The organism is Paraburkholderia sp. EG286B (genome assembly GCF_040965655.1).
Taxonomy (GTDB): Bacteria; Pseudomonadota; Gammaproteobacteria; order Burkholderiales; family Burkholderiaceae; genus Paraburkholderia.
On sequence record NZ_JBFRCF010000082.1, the window covers coordinates 1 to 3,290 of the forward strand.

Sequence of the window (3,290 nt, forward strand, 5' to 3'; positions counted from 1 at the left end):
TGGCGTGTGGCCGACAAGCTGCACACACCAGGCAGTCCGCCAGATCCCTCTACCTGACTGGCAGTTCCAGTCACCATATTGCCTTACGCGCACGCGAATGGACGAACGGCCCAGCTGAGCCGCTTACTATTCTCTCAGGCAGCATCGTGCTGCACCTGCCTCTTCAAGTGTACGAGGAATGGGAGCGCAATCGCGACACTCGGCTCAGCTTTGCCATAAAGGAGTTCAAGAACGCAACGTTCGTCGCAAATATCCCGCACCATATGCTCAGCCTGCAGATGGCCGAAACATACCAAAAGGCGGTTAAGCAAGCCAAAGAGGCCCGCGATCACCTTGTCGCAGAAGCCACTGCAAAGGCGCGCCTCAACCAGCTCGATGTTGACAAATGGCTGTTTCAAATATTTTCCTACGCCACAAAGTACCAGCACGACGACGCGATTTTCGCTAGGGGCAAGTTGCGCGCTGAACGCGGAAACCCACCCGGGAAACCGGGAAGTTTTGGCGATCAATACAACTGGGAAATGCTCCTTGCAAAGCTGCCTGATGACGATCTTTACATCGTCTCAAATGACGGCGACTTCGCTTCGGCCCTCGGGAAGGAAAAGGGCATCGTCTATCCCAACATCCTCTTGAAACGCGAGTGGTCCGAGAACAAGGGTGGCAACGCCCTATACGTCTTCGACACTATCGCCGACGTCCTCAACCACTACGACAAGACGCTCGCAAAGCCGGCTGCGGCCGAAACGCGAGACGACGAGATGGCCGCATCTGCAAAGCAAACCAGCGAGGCGTCGGCCGAGTTGAGCGTGGAGAAGGACTCTCAGCTAGAAGCCTACTATGGAGCGCCCCTTTATCACTCAAAGGGCGTTGATCTCACCGAAGAGGAACAGCTGGAGAAGGAGGCGGCAATCGACGAGCTTGGCAAGAGCCAAAGCTTCGCTACAACACATGCGCTAGTCAAGAGGCTAAAGCATTACCACGATGCGTTCACAACTTCCGAAGTGAATGCGCTTTTTGCGGCGGCGTTGGGAAATGAACAGGTCAACTGGATACTCAAAGATGCTGACGTAAACAAGTTCTATCTGACAGTCCTCGCCACTCATGTCGGCGATCCCGATCTCGATGTGGCTTTGCTCGATCAGATGATTGATTTGCTCGGGCTAGGGCCTGCCGCTGACGACTCCAAACAGCCGGAGAACGACCCGGGCAAGCCCTCGCTCGACGATTTCTTCTAAGACGGCTACCAGGTTCCGGCAAGATCGTCGTTGGCATCGGCCGGCGCGACTCTCGGCAGCACTGGCACGAGCGCCGCGCTGCCGAAGCGGATCGCGACGTCCGAGTATGGCGTGAACGTCGTTTCGTCAATCTTCGGCCCGTTCACATGCCGCAAGCCATCGGCCTCACCCATCGCGTCTACAACTGGCGGAAGCGAACCAAAATCTGACTGTGTATGCGTCGGGCCGTAGGCGGCCGAGGCCGTGTCAAAACTCGAAATTACCCGGTTTTCGGGTGTCGCTTTGCCCTTCCCCAAGTGCCGCGAAGCCGATACAGAGCATTCTGGTGGGTCGACTTTCGCGCCAGATGTCGACGTCACGCGTTTTGACACAACCTCGGCCATAAACTGCCGCTGACGTCGCTCAGGCGTTTGTCCGCTATTACTACAAATACAGACAGAGGACACCATGCTCTGTTTGTAAACCTTAGTGGTTCAGATGCCAGATTATGTAGTCAGGCATCATGCTAGTTGGTGTCTGTTTCTGCCTTGCTTGAGCGAGGTCTTGCGCAATTTCTTGGTATCGATCACCATTGCTTCTTTTTAAACAACGCATGTCACATAAAATTGAATCGTTTGAATCGATTTCGAAATACCTTTCGAAATTCGAACCTTTTGAGTCTTGAAAGGTGATCTTAATTGCAATATCCTCATCAGCTGTCACCGCATTTCGACTCACCCCCTGCTTTGCTGCAACAGAAGTGGCAATCGCGTCAAGCTGTTGATGCGACTCGTCGAACAGAATATGGAAAGGCGTCTTAGAATCGTTCGGATTCGCTCCGTAAGAAGCCGAACCCGTGGTGGCCATATTGATTTGTCTTCCTCCCGAACCTCCGTTCAACGTGACAAAAACGCGCGCGACTGTATCGATTTTCGGATTGAGAATGTCGCCGCCACTATTTTTGAAGTAAAGTGTGCGATATGGCGCGCTCCCGGAAATCTCTGGCTGTAAGCTTGGCGGGGAAGCGCCATCCGCAGAAGACTCGAACTTAACGGCATCGAAGCATAGCTGCCCCCCTCCGGCGTAGAACCGCTGCCGGAATTCCTCGACCGCCTCGCCTTCGTTCACCCCTTGCAACGTCATTGATCCTGCGCCTCGAACAATGACTCCTGCGCCACTTCCACTAAGCGCTCCGCTCGCGCTCTGATTTGCATGTTGCCTGACGATGCTCTCTGCCTGCTCTCTGTTTCCACCCGTAGACTCGATGCAATTCAGTAATTCCACCATGTTTTGCCTCATACACACTCCTCGAAACAGCTGGAGGCCGGCTTCGCAGGTGGTTTGCGCAATTGCTGGATGGATGCCCATCACATAAAAAAGGGCGAACGCCAAACAAAGCTGCCATACCGACTTATTGGGCCGTACAGTAAAGAACATCATCCGAATCTCCCATCTGAGGGCTTCGCCGGCGTGGCATTCCAAACCGCCACGGAGGTCGGGGCGGGAATTGTTGCACGTTCATCACTAAGTTTGCCTAACGCTGCTACGCGAGACAAGGGTGATCTTTACCGATCGTTGGCCATGGACCTGGGCGAGCCGCCAAGTAAACGTCGGGCGGCGACGGTCAAGGCTATTTTCGCGCCCTTTTCGTGCAAGGCTTGCGCTCCTACGGGAACGATCTAGAAAGCGCGTGAGTGGTGCCGCACACGGAAGGTCGTCCGCCGTCGAATCGCTTTGCAGCCCTACGCCGCGCATTCGCCGAGTATCCTGGCGCGGCACCAACCACGAGGATCAAGCAAGAATGTACGCAATGTATCGAAGCCGAAGTCAGCTATCCGCTGCGAAGCAGGCATTGAGAATGAAACGCTGAATGTCTACAGTGGGTCGCGTGCTGCCGATCGCGGCCTCGCGAGCCTTGAGCAGCCCATGCTGATTGCATAAGGCAGTGATCGGCCACCAACGGCCATTCGAGCGCGCTTTCAGGCGGACATTCAAACGTCGGCTCAGCGCGGGTAACGGACCTTCCTCGATGATCAGGAGCGTCGAATCCTCAATCAAGCCGGCCGTGCTACTCCA

4 protein-coding genes are annotated in these 3,290 nt (G+C 55.1%); 1 reads left to right on the forward strand and 3 read right to left on the reverse strand.

What is annotated here, in order from left to right:
* Positions 1-1,235: PIN domain-containing protein (locus AB4Y42_RS43590; RefSeq protein WP_368697797.1), on the forward strand; the 1,235-nt coding region annotated here is incomplete at its 5' end.
* 5 nt (positions 1,236-1,240) lie between these two features.
* Here AB4Y42_RS43590 and AB4Y42_RS43595 read toward each other — a convergent pair.
* From AB4Y42_RS43595 to AB4Y42_RS43605, 3 genes are all read right to left on the reverse strand, one after another.
* A complete protein-coding gene (locus tag AB4Y42_RS43595) occupies positions 1,241-1,408 on the reverse strand; it encodes a hypothetical protein (RefSeq protein ID WP_368697798.1) in 168 nt (55 codons plus the stop codon).
* A gap of 292 nt (positions 1,409-1,700) precedes the next feature.
* On the reverse strand, positions 1,701-2,654 hold the full coding sequence (locus AB4Y42_RS43600) for a hypothetical protein (RefSeq protein WP_368697799.1): 954 nt from the start codon (positions 2,652-2,654) through the stop codon (positions 1,701-1,703).
* 387 nt (positions 2,655-3,041) lie between these two features.
* Positions 3,042-3,290, reverse strand: a 249-nt coding sequence (locus AB4Y42_RS43605) for a hypothetical protein (RefSeq protein ID WP_368697800.1), incomplete at its 5' end; no start/stop codon positions are given.

What these genes read in the sequence shown, in the direction of transcription:
- AB4Y42_RS43600 (WP_368697799.1), bottom strand. Translation starts at nt 2,654, where the DNA reads ATGATGTTCTTTACTGTACGGCCCAATAAGTCGGTATGGCAGCTTTGT.
- AB4Y42_RS43595 (WP_368697798.1), bottom strand. Translation starts at nt 1,408, where the DNA reads ATGGGTGAGGCCGATGGCTTGCGGCATGTGAACGGGCCGAAGATTGAC.